Source organism: Mesorhizobium sp. W067 (assembly GCF_054719525.1).
Genome location: NZ_JBTTII010000001.1, coordinates 2,334,418 through 2,354,917 on the forward strand (window position 1 = coordinate 2,334,418; position 20,500 = coordinate 2,354,917).

At 64.0% G+C, this 20,500-nt stretch carries 19 protein-coding genes; 7 read left to right on the forward strand and 12 right to left on the reverse strand.

Annotated features, from left to right (window positions below):
* Positions 1–102 precede the first annotated feature (102 nt).
* Positions 103–1,560, forward strand: coding sequence for an MFS transporter (locus ACYG97_RS11570; RefSeq protein WP_023733727.1), 1,458 nt, complete (start codon positions 103–105; stop codon positions 1,558–1,560).
* Between the two features lie 15 nt (positions 1,561–1,575).
* Here ACYG97_RS11570 and ACYG97_RS11575 read toward each other — a convergent pair whose 3' ends face one another.
* The 3 genes from ACYG97_RS11575 to ACYG97_RS11585 form a co-directional block, all read right to left on the reverse strand.
* A complete protein-coding gene (locus tag ACYG97_RS11575) occupies positions 1,576–2,073 on the reverse strand; it encodes a MaoC family dehydratase (protein ID WP_023681725.1) in 498 nt (165 codons plus the stop codon).
* A 160-nt stretch (positions 2,074–2,233) separates the two neighbouring features.
* A complete protein-coding gene (locus ACYG97_RS11580) occupies positions 2,234–2,656 on the reverse strand; it encodes a phasin family protein (RefSeq protein WP_023672638.1) in 423 nt (140 codons plus the stop codon).
* A 108-nt stretch (positions 2,657–2,764) separates the two neighbouring features.
* Complete coding sequence (locus ACYG97_RS11585) at positions 2,765–4,060, reverse strand: DUF445 domain-containing protein (protein WP_023733728.1); 1,296 nt, start codon at positions 4,058–4,060, stop codon at positions 2,765–2,767.
* 295 nt (positions 4,061–4,355) lie between these two features.
* Here ACYG97_RS11585 and rirA point away from each other — a divergent pair, with 295 nt between their 5' ends.
* Complete coding sequence (rirA, locus tag ACYG97_RS11590; RefSeq protein ID WP_023672640.1) at positions 4,356–4,817, forward strand: iron-responsive transcriptional regulator RirA; 462 nt, start codon at positions 4,356–4,358, stop codon at positions 4,815–4,817.
* A gap of 109 nt (positions 4,818–4,926) precedes the next feature.
* Here rirA and ACYG97_RS11595 read toward each other — a convergent pair whose 3' ends face one another.
* From ACYG97_RS11595 to hemP, 5 genes are read right to left on the reverse strand one after another with little or no spacing between them, the layout of a single operon-like run.
* Complete coding sequence (locus tag ACYG97_RS11595) at positions 4,927–5,715, reverse strand: heme ABC transporter ATP-binding protein (RefSeq protein ID WP_023681728.1); 789 nt, start codon at positions 5,713–5,715, stop codon at positions 4,927–4,929.
* A gap of 6 nt (positions 5,716–5,721) precedes the next feature.
* Positions 5,722–6,816, reverse strand: coding sequence for a FecCD family ABC transporter permease (locus ACYG97_RS11600; protein WP_460221579.1), 1,095 nt, complete (start codon positions 6,814–6,816; stop codon positions 5,722–5,724).
* A gap of 4 nt (positions 6,817–6,820) precedes the next feature.
* A complete protein-coding gene (locus ACYG97_RS11605; protein ID WP_031194752.1) occupies positions 6,821–7,702 on the reverse strand; it encodes a heme/hemin ABC transporter substrate-binding protein in 882 nt (293 codons plus the stop codon).
* A 10-nt stretch (positions 7,703–7,712) separates the two neighbouring features.
* Positions 7,713–8,771, reverse strand: coding sequence for a hemin-degrading factor (locus ACYG97_RS11610; protein WP_023681730.1), 1,059 nt, complete (start codon positions 8,769–8,771; stop codon positions 7,713–7,715).
* A 49-nt stretch (positions 8,772–8,820) separates the two neighbouring features.
* A complete protein-coding gene (gene hemP, locus ACYG97_RS11615) occupies positions 8,821–9,027 on the reverse strand; it encodes a hemin uptake protein HemP (RefSeq protein ID WP_023673860.1) in 207 nt (68 codons plus the stop codon).
* A 272-nt stretch (positions 9,028–9,299) separates the two neighbouring features.
* Here hemP and ACYG97_RS11620 point away from each other — a divergent pair, with 272 nt between their 5' ends.
* From ACYG97_RS11620 to ACYG97_RS11635, 4 genes are all read left to right on the forward strand, one after another.
* The gene (locus ACYG97_RS11620; protein ID WP_031209530.1) at positions 9,300–11,441 is read left to right on the forward strand and encodes a TonB-dependent hemoglobin/transferrin/lactoferrin family receptor; all 2,142 of its coding nucleotides are present in this window, start codon (positions 9,300–9,302) and stop codon (positions 11,439–11,441) included.
* A 5-nt stretch (positions 11,442–11,446) separates the two neighbouring features.
* A complete protein-coding gene (locus tag ACYG97_RS11625; RefSeq protein WP_023733729.1) occupies positions 11,447–11,881 on the forward strand; it encodes a hypothetical protein in 435 nt (144 codons plus the stop codon).
* 127 nt (positions 11,882–12,008) lie between these two features.
* Positions 12,009–12,974, forward strand: coding sequence for an energy transducer TonB family protein (locus ACYG97_RS11630; RefSeq protein ID WP_031199096.1), 966 nt, complete (start codon positions 12,009–12,011; stop codon positions 12,972–12,974).
* 55 nt (positions 12,975–13,029) lie between these two features.
* Positions 13,030–13,344, forward strand: a complete 315-nt coding sequence (locus ACYG97_RS11635) for an antibiotic biosynthesis monooxygenase family protein (protein WP_023688161.1) — start codon at positions 13,030–13,032, stop codon at positions 13,342–13,344.
* 45 nt (positions 13,345–13,389) lie between these two features.
* Here ACYG97_RS11635 and ACYG97_RS11640 read toward each other — a convergent pair whose 3' ends face one another.
* Positions 13,390–14,454, reverse strand: a complete 1,065-nt coding sequence (locus tag ACYG97_RS11640) for a glycosyltransferase (RefSeq protein ID WP_023710744.1) — start codon at positions 14,452–14,454, stop codon at positions 13,390–13,392.
* A gap of 86 nt (positions 14,455–14,540) precedes the next feature.
* Positions 14,541–18,149: a bifunctional proline dehydrogenase/L-glutamate gamma-semialdehyde dehydrogenase PutA gene (gene putA, locus ACYG97_RS11645; protein ID WP_023733730.1), complete on the reverse strand. Its 3,609-nt coding sequence runs from the start codon at positions 18,147–18,149 to the stop codon at positions 14,541–14,543.
* 164 nt (positions 18,150–18,313) lie between these two features.
* On the opposite strand from putA, the gene ACYG97_RS11650 reads away from it, so the two are divergent.
* Positions 18,314–18,766: an Lrp/AsnC family transcriptional regulator gene (locus ACYG97_RS11650; RefSeq protein ID WP_023681737.1), complete on the forward strand. Its 453-nt coding sequence runs from the start codon at positions 18,314–18,316 to the stop codon at positions 18,764–18,766.
* Position 18,767: 1 nt separating this feature from the next.
* Here the strand turns inward: ACYG97_RS11650 and ACYG97_RS11655 are convergent, their stop codons facing one another.
* Entirely contained in the window at positions 18,768–19,967 is a 1,200-nt protein-coding gene (locus ACYG97_RS11655) for a cytochrome-c peroxidase (RefSeq protein WP_023733731.1), read from the reverse strand.
* Between the two features lie 4 nt (positions 19,968–19,971).
* Entirely contained in the window at positions 19,972–20,415 is a 444-nt protein-coding gene (locus tag ACYG97_RS11660) for a FixH family protein (protein ID WP_023691049.1), read from the reverse strand.
* Between the last annotated feature and the right edge of the window lie 85 nt (positions 20,416–20,500).

Below are 20,500 nucleotides of genomic sequence, written 5' to 3' on the forward strand. Positions count from 1 at the left end.
TCATGCATGAATAACATGCAAATGCTGCGCCTTTCGCTATGCCACCTTAACGACTAGATCTCCGACAGATCCGGTTTCCGGGTCGACAAGAAGGAGATCGCCATGGCAATTGCTGAACAGACTGGAAACGAACGCGCATTGGCGCCGCAACAGGTCCAATCCCCAGTTCTGGCATTGGCCAGCCTGTCGCTCGCCACGCTGCTCTCCTCGCTCGGAACCAGCATCGCCAGCGTCGGCCTGCCTTCCCTGATGCAGGCCTTCGGCGCGTCGTTCCAGTCGGTGCAATGGGTGGTTCTTGCCTATCTGCTCGCCATCACCGCCCTGATCATCAGCGCCGGACGGCTGGCCGACATGTTCGGCCGCCGGCCATTGCTGCTCGGCGGCATCGCACTGTTCACGCTGGCCTCGGTGCTCTGCGGCCTTGCGCCGACGCTGTGGCTGCTGATCGCGGCGCGCGCGGTGCAAGGACTGGGCGCGGCGCTGATGATGGCGCTGACGCTGGCCTTTGTCGCTGAGACCGTAGCCAAGGAACGAACCGGCAGCGCCATGGGCCTGCTCGGCGCCATGTCGGCGATCGGCACGACGCTCGGCCCCTCGCTCGGCGGCTTGCTGATCGCCGGCTTCGGCTGGCGGGCGATCTTCCTCGTCAATGTGCCGCTCGGCCTCCTGACCTTTGCCCTCGCCTGGCTGGCCCTGCCTGCCCGCGGCAAGGCTGCGGGCGTTCAAGGCGGGTTCGACGCGATCGGGACGGTCTTGCTAGGCCTGACGCTCGCCGCCTATGCACTGGCCATGACGCTCGGCCACGGCCATTTCGGCGCCCTCAACACCGGCCTGCTGGTTGCCGCCGGCATCGGCGTCGTTCTGTTCGGCGTCGCGCAGAAGAGGGCGAAGAATCCCTTGATCCGGCTTGCCCGGTTGTACGACATCCGGCTCAGCGCCAGCCTCGCCACGAACCTCGTTGTCGCCACAGTGATGATGGCGACCCTGGTGGTCGCTCCATTCTATCTGTCGCGAGCGCTGGGGCTCAATGCTGCGATGGTCGGCGTGGTCCTGTCGACAGGTCCGCTGGTCTCCGCGCTCTCGGCGCTCGTCGCCGGCCGCCTCACCGATCGCTTCGGCGCGCACAGGATGATGGTCGTCGGACTGTTCAGTCTTGCCGTCGGAACCTCATTGTTGTCGCTCGCCGCAACAAAACTCGGCATTGCCAGCTATATCGTGCCGATCGCCGTCACCTGCTTCGGGTACGCCCTGTTCCAGACATCCAACAATGCCGCCGTCATGAGCGGTGTCGCTGCCGCCGAGCGCGGCGTGGTGTCCGGCCTGCTCAATCTGTCGCGCAATCTCGGCCTGATCACCGGCGCATCGCTTATGGGCGCCATTTTTGCGGCTGCCTCGACGGGAGAACGGCAAAGCCAGGACATGCTGACCTCAGCGGCAGCCGCGCACGGCATGCAGGTTACCTTTCAGACGGCAACGGTCCTGGCGGTGGCTGCGCTGTTGCTGGCACTGCTCTCGACCCGCGCCGGCGGCAGGGTGTCGGTGCGGCAACAGCCATCATGACCGAAGATAGGGAGCTTACGCTCCCGCCCGCTTGCGCCGCTCATAAAGCATGACCAGCGTTTCGGCGGTCAGCGCCGGCCTCTGTTCGCCCTCGATCTCGACCGTATTGGCGGCCTTCATCAGATACTGGCCCGGCCCCTTGTCCTCCACCGACAACAGCGTCGTGCGCAGCCGGATGCGTGCGCCGACCCTGACGGGCGCCAGGAACCGCACCTTGTCGAAGCCGTAATTGAAGGCGGCTTGCGTGTTTTCGGGTACGATGCCCATGCCCAGCGCCAGCGCGCCGATGATCGACAGCGTCAGATAGCCATGCGCGATCGTGGTGCGAAATGGGCTCTGCCGCTTCGCCCGCTCCGGATCGACGTGGATCCACTGATGGTCGCCTGTGCATTCGGCAAACTGGTTGATGCGGTTCTGGTCGACGGTCGTCCATTCCGACACGCCGAGCTCCTGCCCGGCCATCGCCCTTAACTGCTCGAAGGTCGGCGGCGTTTTCGGCCGTAGTTCCGTCATTCCTGCTTTCCCGGTGGCTCCCAGTGCCTCGGACCACGAACGGACGGCTCCTGTCAATTCGCCCGTTGCGATTCCGTTCCGCCATTTTCCGCCAAACAGCGTCCCTCGTCCATGCTCATGCGCCGCAACCGGCCCACTCCTCTCATGGTTGCGTTGAGAGTCACTTCTTGTCATAGCCCGAGCGGATTTCCTCCATCGCTTCCTTGATGCGGCTGCGCAGGATTTCGATCGATTCGGTGCCGGATTTCTTGACCAGCTCGGCCACTTCGCCGGCATTTTTCAGGGCGGCTTCGAAGGATTTCCTGGCGAACTCCGCCTGTTTTGTCATCAGTTCCTGGGGATTGCCCGGCGCCTTGTAGCTCTGCGCCATGTCGCTGACTTCACGCAGCGTGTCCTGCAGCATCTCGCGCTGTCTGGACAACAATGAGGTCGCGCCGGCAGCTCCCGCCCGCGCCGATCTTTCCAGGGCCTCGAGGTTCTTGCGATGATGCGCAAGGATCGCCTCGACATTCGGCACCTTCAGGTCACGGCCGAACCGGCTGAACATGTCCAGGAATGAATCCGAGTCGGGTTGTTTGGCCATTGCTCGTGCTCCCCAGTTGTCGCAAATGCTGAACCCTGTTCTGGACAATAGCACTCGCGCGCCGTGTGTCCATTCGGACGCCCAAGCAATTCAGCGGCAAATGCAGCATCAGCCAGCGAGAAACAGCCTCTCCGCCGTGTAGAGCACGAGACCGGCCAGGCCGCCAATAATCATGCCATTGAAGCGGATATATTGCAGGTCCCTGCCGATGTTCATCTCGATCAGCCTCGTCAGCTGGGCAAGGTCCCAGCGCTTGACCTGATCGGCGATGAACGTCGACACACCGCTCTTCTGGCTCTCGACGAATGACGACAGCGCCACGACAAAGCCCTGGTTCATGTCGGCCCTGATCTGCGGATCGCCTGAGAGATGGCGGCCGACCTCGACGAACATGTTGGCGAGATGCGCGCGAACAATCGAATTCTCCGCCTTGGCGTCCTGTTCGATGAACAGGCTGAGGCTCTGCCACATGTCGCCGGCGAGCGACTTCACTTCCGGCCGCGCCAGGAAATCGCGTTTCAGCTTCTCGGCCCGTTTGGCGTATTGCTTCGAGGTTCTGAGCCGCTCGATGAAGCTGTGCGCGAAACGGTCGAATTCGGCGCGCATCGGATGGTCGGGGTCGGCCCGCACCTCGTCAAGCAGCGAACCGGCGGAAGCGACTATCTTCTTCAGCAGATAGGCGTCGGCTCTGAACAGGTTGAACAGCGACGGCAATTCCTCGCGGATTTTCTCGCGCATGGTCGCCAGCGCCTCTTCATCGTTCAGGAACCGGCCGATCACCCTGGTGAATTCGTCGAAGAGTTTCTGGTGGCGGCGGTCGTCGGTCAGTGCCGACAGCAATTCGGCCGCGAGCGGCGCCAGCGGCACCTTGTCGATCTGCTCCAGCATGCGGCTGGTGACGAAGCCGCGCAGGCCGGATTGCTCGATCGCCGCAAGCGTCTGCGGGACCAGCCGTACGACGAAGCGTGACAGGCCGGCAGAGCGTTCGGCGTCAGTCAGCCAGTCGGCGACGAGTGCTGCAAAATCGACCTCGGCCAGCTTTTCCCGCACCGGCTCCGGCGCCAGAAAATTGACCTCGATGAAGCGGCCCAGATTATCGGCGATGCGGTTCTGGTTCGCTGGGATGATGGCGGTGTGCGGGATCGGCAGGCCCAGCGGCCGCTTGAACAGCGCCACCACCGCGTACCAGTCGGCCAGGCCGCCAATGGTCGCCGCCTCGGCGAAGGCCGCCACGAAGCCCAGCCACGGATACTTGGCCTCGGACGATTTGGCCACGGCAAAAACCACGACGCAAAGCACCAGCGCAGCCGTGGCGAGGAACTTTGTCCGCCGCAACGCGAAAAGCTTGGCGCCCGTCTCGGCATCAAAACCGCCAGGCGCCAGGGACGAAGCCGATTGGGACATGATACGCCGCTCCTCATCGATCTCTTGGCTATCTGGCATGGGCTATTTAGGGGGTGTTTGGGCCCGTAGCATGATCGGATGGGCCGATTTCGTCCGGGGATTGCCGGTTTCGCACGCAAAGTTGACAAGAATGTTCATCTATCATGCAATCCCAGTCTGGAATTGTTCCAAGGTATAGGCCATATTCCGATCAGGCCAGTGTGGGCGAATCCGAAACTCCGGGTGAGAAAGCCGCACCAGCACAATCTAAAATCTGGTGCAGTTCCAGCGCGCCAGCACTCGGGTGAGGAATTAAATGCGGCTGACGCGCCAGACCAACTACGCCATGCGCATCCTGATGTATTGCGCCGCCAACAACGATCGCCTGAGCCGCATCCCCGAGATTGCGGCCGCCTATTCGGTGTCGGAGCTTTTCCTGTTCAAGATCCTGCAGCCGCTGGTCGAGCATGGCCTGGTCGAGACGGTGCGCGGCAGGAATGGCGGCGTGAGGATCGGCCGCCCCGCCGAGCAGATCAGCCTGTTCGACGTCGTACGGGTGACCGAAGAGAGCTTCGCCATGGCCGAGTGCTTCGAAAACGACGCCGCCGAATGCCCGCTGGTCGACAGCTGCCAGCTGAATTCGGCGCTGCGCGAGGCGCTCAACGCCTTCTTTGCCGTACTCTCCCGCTACACCATCGCCGATATGGTGGCGGCGCGCCCGAATGTGCGTCATTTGCTCGGCATCGACATGCTGGTCCAGCGAGCTCCGGCCGCCTGAGTTTTCTAGTGCATGTCGCTCAAAAGTGGCCCCGGTTTTGAGACAACGACATGCATAAAAACAAAGACCTAAAGCGCGTCGCCTGAGTCCGTTCAAACGCGACGCGCTTTTAGGCGGCTGACTGCGGCAAGACGAACGGCATGCTCGCCGCCGGCAACACACCGACCCTTAGCCGACAATCGAACACCTTTTCGATCAGATCGTCGCTCAGCACCTCCTGCGGTGAACCGTCGGCGGCGAGCCGGCCGCGATGCATCACGAAAATCCGGTCGGCATACATGGCCGTCAGATTGAGGTCGTGCAGGATGGCGATCACACCGCCGCCGCGCCGGGCGAAATCGCGGGCGATGTTCATGATGATCAGCTGGTGCTTGATATCGAGGCTGGAGACCGGCTCGTCGAGATAGAGATAGCGCGGCTTGCCGTCGAGCACCGGCGCCCAGACCTGGCACAGCACGCGCGCCAGTTGCACACGCTGTTGTTCGCCGCCCGAAAGCTCCTGATAGAAGCGGCCGGCAAAGCCGTCGAGGTCGACCCGCACCAGCGCCCGCTCGGGCAGACGATCATCTTCGCCCGGCAGAACGCCGGAACGGCCGCCGATAAGGCCGAGCCTGACCACTTCGTGCACGGTGAAGGGAAAGGACAGCGTCGCGGCCTGCGGCAGCACGGCACGCACAGTCGCGGCCTCCACCGGCTTCATCGCGGAGAGGTCGCGCCCGTTGACGGCCACTGTCCCCGCAAACGCCAGATCGCCCGACAACGCCTTCAAAAACGTCGTCTTGCCCGAGCCGTTGGGTCCGACGATTGCCGCAATTTCGCCCGGCCGCGCGACGAAATCGACATTGGCAACAATGCGCTTGCCGCCGATCGCCACCGAGACATCGCGTGCTTCGATCATGCCGCCTCACAAGTCGATTACGCCGCGCTTGCGCAGCAGGATCCAGAGGAAGAACGGCGCGCCGGCGATCGCCGTGACGATGCCGATTGGCAATTCGGCCGGCGCCACGATGACGCGGGCAACTGCGTCGGCAAGAAGCAGCATCGAGGCGCCGAGCAGCGCCGATGCGAGCAAAAGATAGCGATTGTCCGGACCGATCAGCAGCCGCAGCAGATGCGGCACGACGATGCCGACAAAACCGATGCCTCCGCTGACTGCGACAGAGGCGCCGACCGCTGCCGAGACGCCGACGATCGCGGTGTATTTCAGCCGCTGTACCGGGATGCCGAGATGTCCGGCCGTCGCCTCGCCGAGCGCCAGGGCGTTGAGGCCTTTGGCCAGGAACGGCATTGCCGCAAGCGCCAGGATGATGATCGGACCGACGGAAGCGATCTTCGGCCAGGTCGCGCCGCCCAGCGAGCCCAGTTGCCAGAAGGTCAGGTCGCGCAACTGCCGGTCGTCGGCCATGAAAATCAGGATACCGGTCAGCGCCATGGCAAGGGCTGCGAGCGCATTGCCGGCAAGCAGCATGGTAGCGACCGATGTGCGCCCCTGCCGCGTGGCGACGCGGTAGAGCACCAGCGTGACCGCAAGGCCGCCGCAGAAAGCGGCGAGCGGCAAGGCCAGCCCGCCGAGCGCCAGAGTGAGCGGCGCCAGCCACGTCGTGCCGAGCACGATGACGGCGACCGCGCCGAGGCTCGACCCGGCGGAAACGCCAATCAGGCCGGGATCGGCGAGCGGGTTGCGAAACAGGCCTTGCATGACCGCACCCGATACGGCCAGTGCCGCCCCGATGAGCACACCGAGCAGTACGCGCGGCATGCGGATATCGTAGACGATCAACCGGTCGCGGGCACCAAGCGCGGCGTCGTCCGGCGTGGCGCCGGTCAGCCAGTCACGAATGACACCAACGGCCGATGCATCGGAAGCGCCCGACCTCAGCGACAGGAACATCGAAAGGGCAAGCGCCACACACAGGAGCACAATAACCAGGCGAGCGCGCCCGGAACGATCGCCCTCGGCCACCTTGCCCGCCGCGCCGGCGATCGACTGATCCACCATCGGCTCAGTCCGTGACCTGGCTGCCATAGAGCGAGGCGGCCAGATCGTGGATGGCATCGGCCGTGCGCGGCCCGAAGCCGAGGAGATAGCTGCCATCCATCAGGGTCAGCTTGCGGCCTTCGCCCGCCGGCGTCGAGGTGATCGACGGGATGGCGAACAGCTCGGCCTCCGCAATCGGCGGGCCGGCATTCTTCATGGCCAGGATCACGTCCGGCCTGGCAGTGACGATCGCCTCGTCGGACATCTGCTTGTAGCCGGAAAAACCTTCGACGGCGTTGACCGCACCGGCGAGCTTGATGATGCCGTCGCCGGCGGTGTCGGTGCCGGCGGCCAGGATCTTGCCGCCCTGGATCGACAGCACGAACAGGATGCGCTTGCGCTGCTTGATCGACGCCGTCTGCTTCTCGGCCGCCTTCAGCTTGGCGTCGGTCTCAGCCACCAGCGTCTCGGCCTTGGCGTCGACGCCAAGCGCCTTGCCGACGATGCGGATCTTTTCCAGGATGCCGTCATGGCTGTAATGCTCGGGCACGTCGATGAACGGAACGCTCGACTTTTTCAGCACATCGACCGCTTCCTTCGGCCCACTGCCATGCAGCGCCAGAATGCCCGAAGGATTGACCGACAACACGCCTTCCGGCGACAGCTGGCGCATATAGCCGACGTCGGGCAGCGCGACCGCGGCGGCGGGGTAGCGGCTGGTCGAATCGCGGGCGACGAGATGACCTTCCTCGCCAAGCGCGTAGACGATCTCGGTGATCGAACCGCCGATCGCCACGATCCGCGACGTGTCGGCCAACACGGCCACGTTCTCGCTGGCCGGCACTGGGGCGGCAATAAACAGCGACAGGCCCATGGCCGCGGCAAGCGTCCTGAACAGTGAAATCATCGTCGTTTCCTCAGGCTGCGGTCGGGCTTGGAATGCGCGGCAGGTTCTCGGCAAGGAACCGCCAGTCGTCGCGCTCGCCCTCGCCTTCACGGCGCTTGCCGAAGAACTGGATGATCATCTTGCCGTCGGCGCCATAGGCTTCGAGCGAGGTGACATGACCGTCCTTGGTCGGTTTGCGCACCGCCCACACCTCCTGGATGTGGTCGGTGCGCAGATGCAAATGGAAGGTCTCGTCCATGACGTTGATCCACGGCCCCATCGGCTTGATCGACTTGACCGGGCCGGAATGGATCTGGATGCAGCCTCGGTTTCCGACAAAACACATGATCGGCATGCCGTCGGCGGCGGCATGGTGGAACATGGCGCCGATGGCGTCATTGTCGAGCAGCCAGGCATAGTCCTGGCCGACCATGCGCACGGCCTGGCGGCGGCTGAGCTTCAGCGCTTTCAACATGCCAAAGAACTGGTGGACGTCGGTCAGCCGGCTCCAGCGGTCGCGCAGATCATCGATGTCTGCGGCAATGCCCGACGTCTCCGCGTCGTCGTCGGCCAGGCCTGCGATAGACACGGTCGCCTCCTGGTTCGGCGATTCGAGTGCGGCCACGAGCTTCTGGTAGGCATAGAGATTGGACGCCGGCCGCAGATGCACCTTGTGCACCGCATCGCCGGCCGCGTCGAAGAATTGCAGGCTGCGGCGGATGTCGCCACCGTCGCGCTTTTCCACGGCAAAGCCATGCGCCCAGACCTTTGGAAAGATACGCAGGTCGATGTTTTCGCCCAGCACCATGGCATTGTGCGCGCCTGTGACAACCTTGTCGTAGACGCCGATCTTCTCGTGCACCGCGCTTTCGTTGCGGGTCAGCGCCATCACTTCGCCGACGGCGTCGAGGCCGGTCAGAAGATCGTTGACCCTGGGCTCGACGCGCACGACACCGTCGCCGCAATGCGCGGCCACCAGCTCGGCTTCGGAAATACCGAGCTCGGCGGCAAGATCGCGCTCGCGCGCTTTCGGATTGTCTGCCCGCGCTCGCCGGATTTCATGCGGTGCGGGTTTTACGCGCTGGTCCATGTCCTGCTTACCTGTCCTGCCTGGCGTTTTGGCCTGCCTGGCTGTTTCGTCACTTGTTGAGGATGAGCTTGCCCTGGCGGGTGATCTTCAGCCGATAGAGCGCCCCATGGTGCTCGATGCCGATCTCGTGCTCGCCCTGGAACAGCGTGTTGGAGGACAGCGTCCGCACCGCCAGCGGCACCCGGTCGAAGCGGGTCGGCGTCTCCTCGGAACGGCGGACGCGGTAACGGAAGTCGTTGGGATTGTGGGTGTTCATCTCTTTCGATCCCTTTCCTGTGCCGGGCAACTGGCTAGCGTTGTAAAAATGCCGATTCATTTCTTGACTCGAATAATCATGTTTATTAGTCAGTGCAATACCGGACAAAATGAGTCAACATTTAAGACGCCGGACAGAATGAAAAATGCCAGCGAGCACCAAGCCAGCCAGCATCGAACCTGGAATTTTGGAGTTGGGGCATGGGCTTGGGAAATTGTGGACGACTGGGTCTGGCGAACGCCGATCCGGTGCATCGGCCTATGGCAAAGGCAATGGCAGCCTTGCTTGCGGGGGCAGCGACGATCGCGCTGCTGACATCGCCGGCCAGCGCTCAGCAGGCTGCTCAGCCGGCCGCTGACCAGGCCGACCAGACCAGGAAAACCGAAGACACCAAGCCGGCGCCCGCCGGCGCGACCCTGCTGGACAAGATCCTCGTCATCAGCCGCACCGGCGAGACGGCAATCGAATCGCTGGCCTCAGCCAGCCATGTCGACCAGGAACAGCTCGACCGCCGCATGGCGACGACGCCGAACGAAATGCTGCTCGGTGTGCCTGGTGTCGCCGTGCAGGCCGATGCGCGACGCGTCAGCTCCAGCATCAACATCCGCGGCCTGCAGGATTTCGGTCGCGTCGCCGTCATCGTCGACGGCGCCAGGCAGAATTTCCAGCGCTCAGACCACGGCACGCAGTCGACCTTCTATGTCGATCCCGAGCTCATCAAATCCGTTGACGTCATTCGCGGACCGACCGCCAACACCTACGGCTCCGGCGCCATTGGCGGCGTCGTCTTCTTCGACACCAAGGATGCGGTGGATTTCCTCAGATCGGGCGAAACCTGGGCCGGCTCCGTCACCGGGCGCTATGAAAGCAACGGCAAGGGCTGGACCGCCAGCGCCAGCGGCGCCTACAAATTCAACGACGATTTGGATGTGCTGGGCAACATCGTCTACCGCGACTACGGCGACTACAAGAATGGCAGCGGCGACACCGTCGCCGGTACCGGTTTCGACGTGCTGAGCGGCCTGCTCAAGACCACAATCCGCCCGAGCGAGAACAGCGAATTGAAGCTCGGCTGGGTCGGCTCGAGCGACGGCTGGACGGAAACCAGCGGCGGCGTGCCGGCCAACGACGTCGACCTGAAGTCGAACACCTTCACCGCCCGCTACAACATCACTGACGACGCCAAGAGCTGGCTCGACCTCCACATCAACGCCTCCTACAACAAGACCAATCTCGACCTCACCACGCTGGTCCCGCAGAACCGCTTCGATCCGTCGACCGGCCTTCCCGTGCTGCTGCCCGTCGGTTCGACCTCGACCTTCGACGTTGGCACGGCCGGCGTCGACATCTGGAACACGTCGCGCTTCGAAACAGCCGGTGTTGCGCACGAATTGACCTATGGCGGCGACTGGGTGGGTGACGATGTCGAGACCGGCGGCACCGCCGGCGGCGACAGCTTCTACACCCCATCGGGCAAACGTAGTGTTTCGGGCGCCTACATCCAGGACAAGCTCACCTGGGACTGGCTCGAGGTCATTGCCGGGCTGCGTTACGACAATTACAGCCTCGAAGACAGCACCCACGAAACGTCAGGTGATCGTCTGTCGCCGCGCATCACCGTTGGTGTCACGCCCTTCGAAAGCGCCAGCCTGGCGGGCCTGCAGTTCTATGGCACCTACGCGGAAGGCTACCGCTCGCCGTCGCTGACCGAAACGCTGATCAGCGGCAACCATCCGGCGGGCGTCACCTTCCCGTTCCTGCCCAATCCGAACCTGCGGCCAGAAACCGGCAAGACCACTGAATTCGGCGTCAACTACAAGCTGAACGACCTTATCGAGGCCGGCGACGCGTTCCGGCTCAAGGCCGGCTACTTCCACAACGATGTCGACGACTACATCGAAGGCGTCACGTTGTCGGCATTCGACCCGACCAGCGGTTGCCCGTTCGGCCCCGGCATCCCGATCTGCTTCCAGTACCAGAACGTCGCCCAGGCCAAGATCAACGGCTTCGAACTGGAAAGCGTCTACGATGCCGGCTGGGGCTATGCTGGCCTCTCAGCCTCGATCATCAACGGCCACACCATCTCCGATGAAGGCGAGCGGGCCGACCTTGCCACCATCCCGTCCTCGCAGGTCACCGGGCAGCTCGGCTTCCGCTTCCTTCAGGACAAGCTGACCGTCGGCGGCGAGGTGCAGTACAACGGCAAGCCGAAGGGCAACCCCGTGGCCAAGGATTATACTCTGGTCAACGCCTTCGCCAGTTACCAGGCCACCGACAATCTGAAGGTGGACTTCCGCGCCGACAATTTGTTCGACGTCAAATACACCAACCCGCTGAACGGCGGCACCACCGCCGTCATCTATGAACCCGGCATCACGCTGAAGCTGGCCGCAACCATGCGCTTTGGAGGCTGACACCCATGACAAGTTTGACGGCATCGCTTCGGCTCCTGACCTCGACGCTGGCGATGTCGCTTGACTTGATGCCGGCGTGGGCTCAGTCCGCGCCGGCTCCGCAACTCAGCCTCGAGCTCAATGCCGCGCAGCCCTCCGAAAAGGGTTGCCGCCTGACCTTCGTCGTCAACAATGCGCTCGGCGCCGATCTTTCCAAGGCGGCATTCGAAATCGCGCTGTTCAACGAGGCCGGCATTGTCGACCGCCTGAGCGTGCTCGACTTCAAGGACCTGCCGGCCGGCAAGACCAAGGTGATCCGCTTCGACCTCGCCGGCACCGACTGCACCAAACTCAGCCGCGTGCTGATCAACAGCGCCACCGAATGCGCCGGCGTCGAACCGGGCGCCTGCATGCGCGGCCTGAAGACGCAGACCAAGACCGGTATCGCATTCGGCGTTTGAGGTGGGTCTGCATCCCGCCTTCCTGCACGACAATGCGACACGACCCGTCGCAGCTCCGCCGTTATGGCCGGCAACCGATCTTGATTTGACAATCCCGCCGCGCTCGCGGCAGGTCTCGCCGCGAACCATGCAGGACATCACCCCCCTCCCCGACGCCGGCAACGAACCGGCGATAACAATGGACGAGCTCGTACAGCCGGCGGCCGCGGACCGCAAATGGACTGTGGCGATCGTCGCGTCCTGCCTGCTCCATGCCGCTGCCGCAGCGGCGTTCATGGTCGCACCCGCCGGGACATTCGATACCGGAAAGGCAATACAGGCCGAAGGCGCCGATCGATCAGGCGCAGACGTCCTCGGCACCGCTTTGCAAAACCCGGTACCCGACGCAGTGGATGTTACCCTGGTAACCGATCCTCAGCCGGCCAACCCCGTCCAACCCACGCCGCAAACCGAGGCGCCTCAAGCCGTAGAGGAGCCGGCGGCGCCCAAATCTGCGCCGGAAGCTGCCAAGCAGGTAGTCGTCGCTCCGGATGCACCGACGGCTGCCATCCCGGATGATCAAAGTGTCGCCCCGGAGGGTGAGACGCCTGCACCGTCACCGGTTCAAACGCAGAGTTCGGAGGCGTCTCCCGCCAATGAGCCTGCCGTTGAATTGCCTACCGCGAGGCCACCAGTCCCAAGCCCGAGGCCAAGTACATCAATATCAGGCGCACCAATACCGGGAGAGACTGGCGGCACGGCAGATGGCGAGGAGCGCGAGGCAACGGCGGTTGCCAGCAAAGGCGGAAAACAGGGCGCGGCGGGCAATTCGATGGAATCCGGCTACAGCGTTGAAGTTCAGAACAAGCTTGTCCGCGCCAACCGCCACGTTTCGAAGGCGGTTCAAGCCAAGGCTCGCAACAATGCCAGGGTCTATTTCGTCGTCATGGCCGACGGCAGCGTCAGCGACTTGCAGCTTGTCGAAAGTTCAGGGTCTGCCGAGCTAGACCAATTCGCTTTGAAACTGGTGCGCCAGCAAGCCCCGTTCCCGCCCATTCCACCCGAGACCGGATTATCAAGTTGGGTGTTCAGGGCGCGGATCGGTCCGTTTTAACCAGCTCGCAGACCTTCGCCAAATGTCGTCGTCCACCAATTCAAGAGGAAGCCCAATGTACATCGCCATGAACCGCTTCAAGGTCCAGAACGGCTCGGAGACTGCCTTCGAGGATGTCTGGAAGAACCGCGATTCCAGCCTTTCGAAGATGGAAGGCTTCAGGGAATTCCACTTGCTGCGCGGCCCGGTCAACGAGGCCGAGGGTTACACGCTGTTTGCCTCGCACACGGTGTGGGCAAGCCATGAGGATTTCGTCGCCTGGACCAAATCCGAGAATTTTCGCGCCGCCCATCGCAACACCGGCACCTCGAAGGTGCATTATCTCGGCCATCCGCAGTTCGAAGGCTTTTCGGTTGTCGAAGGCGCCTGATTGAGATTTCACCCGTCGACGAGATCTGACGACCTGCAGATGCCGTCATGTTCCGGTTGAATTCCGGCCGCCCAGTCGCCGAAGCCACTGGGCAATGTGCAGGCGCAGCCGCCGCCAGGGCTGTCCGCGTGTCAGGTAGCGCGCCAACCGCGGATCACCGGCCAGCTCCGGGAACTGGCGCACATGCTGCATCAGGAATGCAGGTATGAAATTTCGCCCGTTGAGATCGCTGAGCCAGGCAGAATTCGCCAGCAAATAGTCTGCGGCATCCGCCGCCAACACGCTCCTGTAGCTCCTGTATGCAGGCGTTTGCCGCACATTGCCGCCGGCAAAGGCAGTTCCGGTGGACAGGTTGGAGCCATGCAGGCGATAGAGGCCGAGACCTTCTGACAGGATGAGGCTGCCGCCGGCCTGGTGCGCGAGTGTCGCCGTCAGATAATCCGTCCCGACCTTGGCCTTGAACGGGAAGGACAATACCGGTTCCAGCGCGCCACGCCGGTACATGATCGCCGAGCATGGCGACCACAGCCAGCCCGTCACCGCAGGTGCGAAATAGGTTACCGGATGCTCCGATGCGTAGGCGATCCCGGGCGCCATGCCGGCAAGCCGGCCACCGGGCGCGATGGCGACGCCACTGCGATCCGCTCCGGACCGCGGTTTGCGCAAGGCAAGGAAGGTACCGCCCAGCAAGGTGCCGTCGCCATCGACAAGGAACACATCGGAACTCGACAGTGCGGCCGAATGCGTCGTGTTGAGGTGGGCGGACAGATGCGCCAGGAGAAAATCCGGCAGCCACACGTCATCGGAATCCAGAAACGCGACGAAAGGCGCGGCGGTTGCGGCAAAGCCGTCGCGGAATCCCGCGATCTGCCCACCATTCTCCGTGCGCGCCATCAGGCGCAGGCGCGGGTCGTCTATATCCCTTAGGAGCTGGCGGACTTGGTCGGCCGAGCCGTCCGTCGAGGCATCGTCGACGATGACGCATTCCCAATTCCGGTAGGTCTGCGCAAGCACCGAGCGGATCGCCTGTTCGACGTACGGCCGATAGTTGAAGCAGGTGATGACCACCGCCACCCGCGGCAGCTCAAACGGTCGGGACGTGTCTTCCATCTTTTCCGCTGCCCGCTCGAGTTGCTGTCTATCCCTTGCGCATACCCTTGCAAGTCGACGCAGGCAAGCGAGCCGCGAAAAGTCGCCTAGGCCGCCGCAAGCAGGCTGGCATTGCCGCCGGCAGCCGTGGTGTCGACGCAGACAGCGCGTTCATGCGCATAGGCCGCCGGGTTGAGCACCTCGCTGACCAGCGGCACGATCGGCCCGCTGCGGTCGGCAATGACCTTGCGCACGATCCGCGCCGCCTCGGGCCTGCCCGAGAAGGCGACGACATCGACGCGCAGCGAACGCGCTTCGACTGGGTCTGGCCGACCGTCTATGGCCGCCAGCGGCAGTCCCTTGCCGGTCAGTGCCGACAGTGCCGCCGGCGCGCCCGGCGCCACGGCCAGCACTGCATTGCCGGCGGCCAGCGCCTGGATCGTCTGGGCAAGCAGCGTTTCGGCGTCCGGACCGAGGCACAGCACCCGGCCGCGCGGCGACAGCGACAGCGTGTTGGCCTCGCCGGTCGGTCCGGGCAGGTCGACCTGGCCGAAATCAATGGCGGCTGCAGCGCCGATCGCTGCAGCGCCCTTGCCGCGCAGATGCTTTCTCAAGATGGCGATGCGGTCCGGCCGCGTCGACCAGCCGCCAAGCGTCGGATCGGGCAGATTGTCGGCCAGTTCGGTCGCCGTCACCTTGTGGCCCTCGGCAATCTCCGTGCCCGCCTCCGGCCCCTTGCGGAACCGCCGGAGATAATGCGGCCCGCCGGCCTTCGGCCCGGTGCCCGAAAGCCCCTCGCCGCCAAAGGGCTGCGAGCCGACGACGGCGCCGATCTGGTTGCGGTTGACATAGATGTTGCCGGCATGGATGCCGTCGACGAAATGCTGGACGCGGCCTTCGATGCGGGTGTGCAGGCCGAAGGTCAGGCCATAGCCCTTGCGGTTGATGGCGGCGATGACGGCGTCGATCCCGTCGGCGTCGAAGCTGGCGACATGCAGCACCGGACCGAACACTTCGCGCTCCATCTCCTCGATGCCTTTGACCCGGAACACATGCGGCGCAACGAAGCGGCCATCTTTGGGTGCTTCGAGCTTGGCGATCAGCCGGCCCTGCAGCCCCATCTTGGTGCAATACTCGCGGATCGATTCCTGCGCCTCGTCATCGATGACCGGCCCAACATCGGTCGAAATCTGCCAGGGATCGCCGATGGTGAGCGCTTCCATGGCGCCTTTCAGCATCTCCAGCATCTTCTTCTCGACATCCTTTTGCACGTAGAGCACGCGAAGCGCCGAACAGCGCTGGCCTGCACTCTGGAAAGCCGATGCCAGTATGTCGCGCACCGCCTGTTCGGGCAGTGCTGTGGAATCGACGATCATGGCATTGAGACCGCCGGTCTCGGCGATCAGCATGGCGTCCGGCGCGGCCGTCTCGGCCAGTTGCTTCTCGATCAGCTTTGCAACCTCGGTCGAGCCGGTGAAGCAGACGCCGGCAATGCGCGGATCCGCGGTCAGCGGTCCGCCGACCGCCGGACCGTCGCCCGGCAGAAGCTGGATGACATCTTCCGGAACGCCGGCCCCGCGCAGCAGCTCGACGGCGCGGAAGGCGATCAGCGGCGTCTGTTCGGCCGGCTTGGCAATGACCGAATTGCCGGTGACGAGCGCTGCCGCGATCTGGCCGGTGAAGATGGCGAGCGGGAAATTCCACGGCGAAATGCACACGATCGCGCCGCGCGCCTCGGTGCCCGCTTCGTTGTTGGCCGCTTCGGCAGCGTAGTAGCGCAGGAAGTCGACGGCTTCGCGCACTTCGGCCACGCCGTCGGCCAGCGACTTGCCGGCTTCCCTGGTGGCGAGCGCGAAAAACTCGACCGCGTTGGCCTCATAGAGGTCGGCCGCGCGGTTGATGATGGCGGCGCGCTCGGCGACGGGGCGTTTTGCCCAGGCCGGCTGCGCCTCCACCGCGAAGCGCACCGCGGTCGCGACCTGCTTGGCAGCGGCTTCGGCGACCGTGCCGACGATCTCGGCAGGCTTGGCCGGATTGACCACCGGGCGCTGCTTGCCGTAGCCGGCGGCGCGCGTGATCGGCTTGGCATGCCAGCGCTCGGGTCCGGCAAAGGCCGCCTTGGCATTGTCGATCGCCGCCAGCGTCACCGGATCGGTAATGTCGAACCCCTTCGAATTGCGCCGCCCAGTGCCGAAGATCGTCGCCGGACGAGCGATTGCCGGATTGGCGGCGGAGCCCTGGCTCTCGACCGTCTCGAGCGGATCGCGCGCAATATCCTCCGGCTCGACATCCTCATCGGTGAGCTGATGAACGAAGGAGGAGTTGGCGCCATTCTCCAGCAGACGTCGCACCAGATAGGCCAAGAGGTCGGAGTGCGCGCCGACCGGCGCATAGATGCGGCAGCGCGTGCCTTCGGCCCGGCGCACCGTCTCATGCAGCGCTTCGCCCATGCCGTGCAGGCGCTGGAATTCGAAAACGTCACGGTTGTCAGCCATCGACAGGATGGCGGCGACGGTATGGGCATTGTGCGTGGCGAATTGCGGATAGATGCGGTCGGTCATCGACAGCAACTTCCTGGCGCAGGCCATGTAGGAAACATCGGTGTTGGCCTTGCGGGTGAAGACAGGGTAGCCGGAAAGCCCGAGCGTCTGTGCCCGCTTGATCTCGGTGTCCCAATAGGCGCCCTTGACCAGCCGCACCATGATGTTGCGGTCGTACTTTTTCGCCAGCGCATAGAGCCAGTCGATGGTGAAGGCCGCGCGCGGGCCGTAGGCCTGGACGACGACGCCAAAGCCATTCCAGCCGGCAAGCTCCGGCTCGGACAACACACGCTCGATCACATCGAGCGACAGGTCGAGCCGGTCGGCCTCCTCGGCGTCGATGTTGAGGCCCATGCGCGAATGGCGTGCGGCCAGCGCCAGCGACAGCAGCCGCTCCGCCATCACCGGCAGCATCTTTTCCTTCTGTGCCTCTTCGTAGCGCGGATGCAGCGCCGACAGTTTGACCGAGATGCCGTGGTTCTGGCGGATATCGGGACCGTTGGAGCCTGAATCGAGCGAGGAGATCGCATCGGCATAGGCCTTATGGTAGCGCAGCGCGTCGGCCTCGGTGCGGGCCGCCTCGCCCAGCATGTCGAAGGAATAGAGATAACCTTTCTGGATCATCGACTTGCCGCGCTTGATGGCTTCCGCAATGGTGCGGCCGAGCACGAACTGCTCGCCCATTTCGCGCATGGCGGCGGCGACCGCCTTGCGGATCACCGGTTCGCCCAGTCGGCGAACCATCGAGCGCAGCGTGCCTTCAATGCCGCCCTCGCCTTCGTCGAGCACACGGCCGGTCAGCATCAGCGCCCAGGTCGAGGCGTTGACGAAGATCGAGCTCGAACCGCCCGAATGCGCCGACCAGTCATGCGGTGCGATCTTGTCGGCGATCAGGTCGTCCATGGTCTCGGTGTCGGGCACGCGCAGCAGTGCCTCGGCCAGGCACATCAGCGCCACGCCTTCCTTGGTGGAGAGGCCGTAGGCCGAGAGAAAAACCTCCATCAGCCGCGGGTCGGACGAGCCGCGCACCGCGCGCACCAGATCCGCGGCACGGGCCGAGACGGCTTTGCGGTCATCGGCCGAAAGTTCTGTCGCGGCAGCCAGGCGCTTCACAGCCGCTTCTTCGTCGGGCAGGTAGTTGGCGCGGATCTGCTGGCGGATGGTGTCGAGCGGCATGGCGGTCCTGCGGAGCAAGCATCTGGGAGCGGGCCGGCGGTCGCCGGACCGAATGGCGCAAGCTAGCACAGAGCCGCATTTTCGGCCGGTCCAAAGAAATCGACATGGCAGGCCGAATGATCTATCATTGCGGCTCAATTGTTATCAGATGGGCTGTGATATCCGTGACAGAAGACCAATTGGACCGCATCGACAGAAACATCCTGTCGGCGCTGGCGCGCGACGGGCGGCTGTCCATGTCGGAACTGGCCGGCAAGGTCGGCCTGTCGAAGACGCCGGTGCAGGCGCGGGTGAAGCGCCTGGAGAAGGACGGCTATATCAGGGGCTATCAGGCGATCATCGATCGCGAGCGCATGGGCGAAGGCCATGTCGCCTTCGTCCAGGTCAAACTGTCGGACACACGCTCGGCCGCGCTCGATGCTTTCAATCGCGCGGTGCAGGCCGTGCCGGAGATCGAGCAGTGCCACATGATGGCGTCGAGCTTCGATTATCTCCTGAAAGTCCGTACCACCGACATCGCCGCCTATCGCCGCGTGCTCGGCGAGCGCATCTCGGCACTGCCGCATGTTGCGCAGACCTCGACCTTCGTGGCTATGGAGACGGTGAAGGATCGCTAGCTCACTCCGACAGCGTCTTCAAAAATGCCACCAGCGCCGCGCGTTCGCGGTCCGACAGTTGCAACGGGTGCACTTCGGAGGTGCCTTCAACGGCCGCCTCCGCCTTCGCGTAGTGCGCCACCACCTCCTCCAGCGTGGAGAACTGTCCGGCATGCATATAGGGCGGCCGTGTCGCCGCGCCCCGCAGCGACGGCGTCTTGTAGGCACGCATCAGTTCGGGTGCTGCCTTGACGATGAAGCGCAGTTCTCCGCAGGCGCCGGCGTCGCCATCGCGGAAGGCGCCGAAGCAGTTGAATGGGTCGGCCTGAACCTGGGCCACCGCATCGAAACGGCCGCGATCCAATGGCAAATCCCTGACCGGCCGCACGCCGGTGTTGTGGAAAGCGTTGTCGGTGAAGCGCGGGCCGTTATGGCAGGTGACGCAATTGGCCTTGCCGATGAACAGTTTCAGCCCGAGCATCTCCTCCTGCGAAAAGGCATCGTCGGCTTTCGGCTTGGCGCCTGACGCAAGATCGATGGCAAAGCGGTCAAAGCGCGTCTGTGCCGGTTCGATCGACCGTTCGAAGGCGGCGATCGCCTTGCCGATGTTGGAAAAGACGCGGTTGACGTCGTCCATTTGGGCCGCGGTCATTGCCTTCCACGCCGCCTGCTCGGCCTCATTGCCGAGCGGGCTGGCGTTGGCCGGCACGGCGGAAAGATCCGGCAGTGGCCCGAAGATGCGCTCATAGCGCTCGCCGAACCGCTTCTGGATGTAATGCGCGAAGGCCGCGCGGTTCCCCGCCTGCTCAAGCGGGTTTTCCAGCGGCGTCAGCGCCTGCGCCCACAGGCTGTCGCGCCGTCCATCCCAGAAGAACCACGGATTGCGGGCAATGCCGGCCAGCGGCATCGAGCGCCTGTTGGTTCGGCCAACGCCGACGGATTGCGGCAGGTCATCCTGGAATTGCCGGTCGATCTTGTGGCAGGTCGAGCAGGATACGTTCCCGTCACGGCTCATCCCCTGATCGAAGAACAGAGTGGAGCCCAGGGCGGCGGCGGCCGGCACGTCGGCGAAGCGGTTGGTGGTGTCGGGTTTGAGCGCCGGCAAGGTGTTCAGCGCCAGCGAAGCGATGGTCTTCTTCTCGGCATCGGAAAAGTCCGGCTTGCCGCAGCCGGCAACGAGCAAAACCGCAGCCAGGGCCAGAAGGCGCAACAGGCGGTTCATCCGCTCACAGCACCACGTTGAAGACGACCGTGTCGGAACCGGCCGCGGCCGAAATGGCGAACCGCAACTGCCACACGCCGCTCATGGTGAATTTCAGCCCTTCGATCCGGTAGCGCCCCTCGCCAAGATAGTCGGTCGCCTGCGGACTGGTCGGCAAGCCGTGATTGTGCTGCGGCATGCCGCCGGACACCGAGATCGCCGCACCTTCCACGGAATCGCCCTTGACCGTCTTCAGGGTCAGCAACCAGGATTGCAGTTCGCCTTGCCGGATAACGCCGCGTTCCGGCTGAATGCTGGCGACAAACAAGCCGTTCGCCGTCTTCTTCGAGCGCGAAATATCCGGGCTCGGCGCCGACTGCGGCGCGGTCAGATAGACGATCGCCAATATGCCAGCCAGCAAGGCGGCCAGACCAACGCCCGCAAGAAGATAACGCCATATCGATGCCAAACCGGTTCCTCTTCTGGGCATAACGTCTCGGGAAGCAATTCGCGTCCCGCCGCTTCTGTGGGAAAACGCTTCTGGCGCAAAAAAC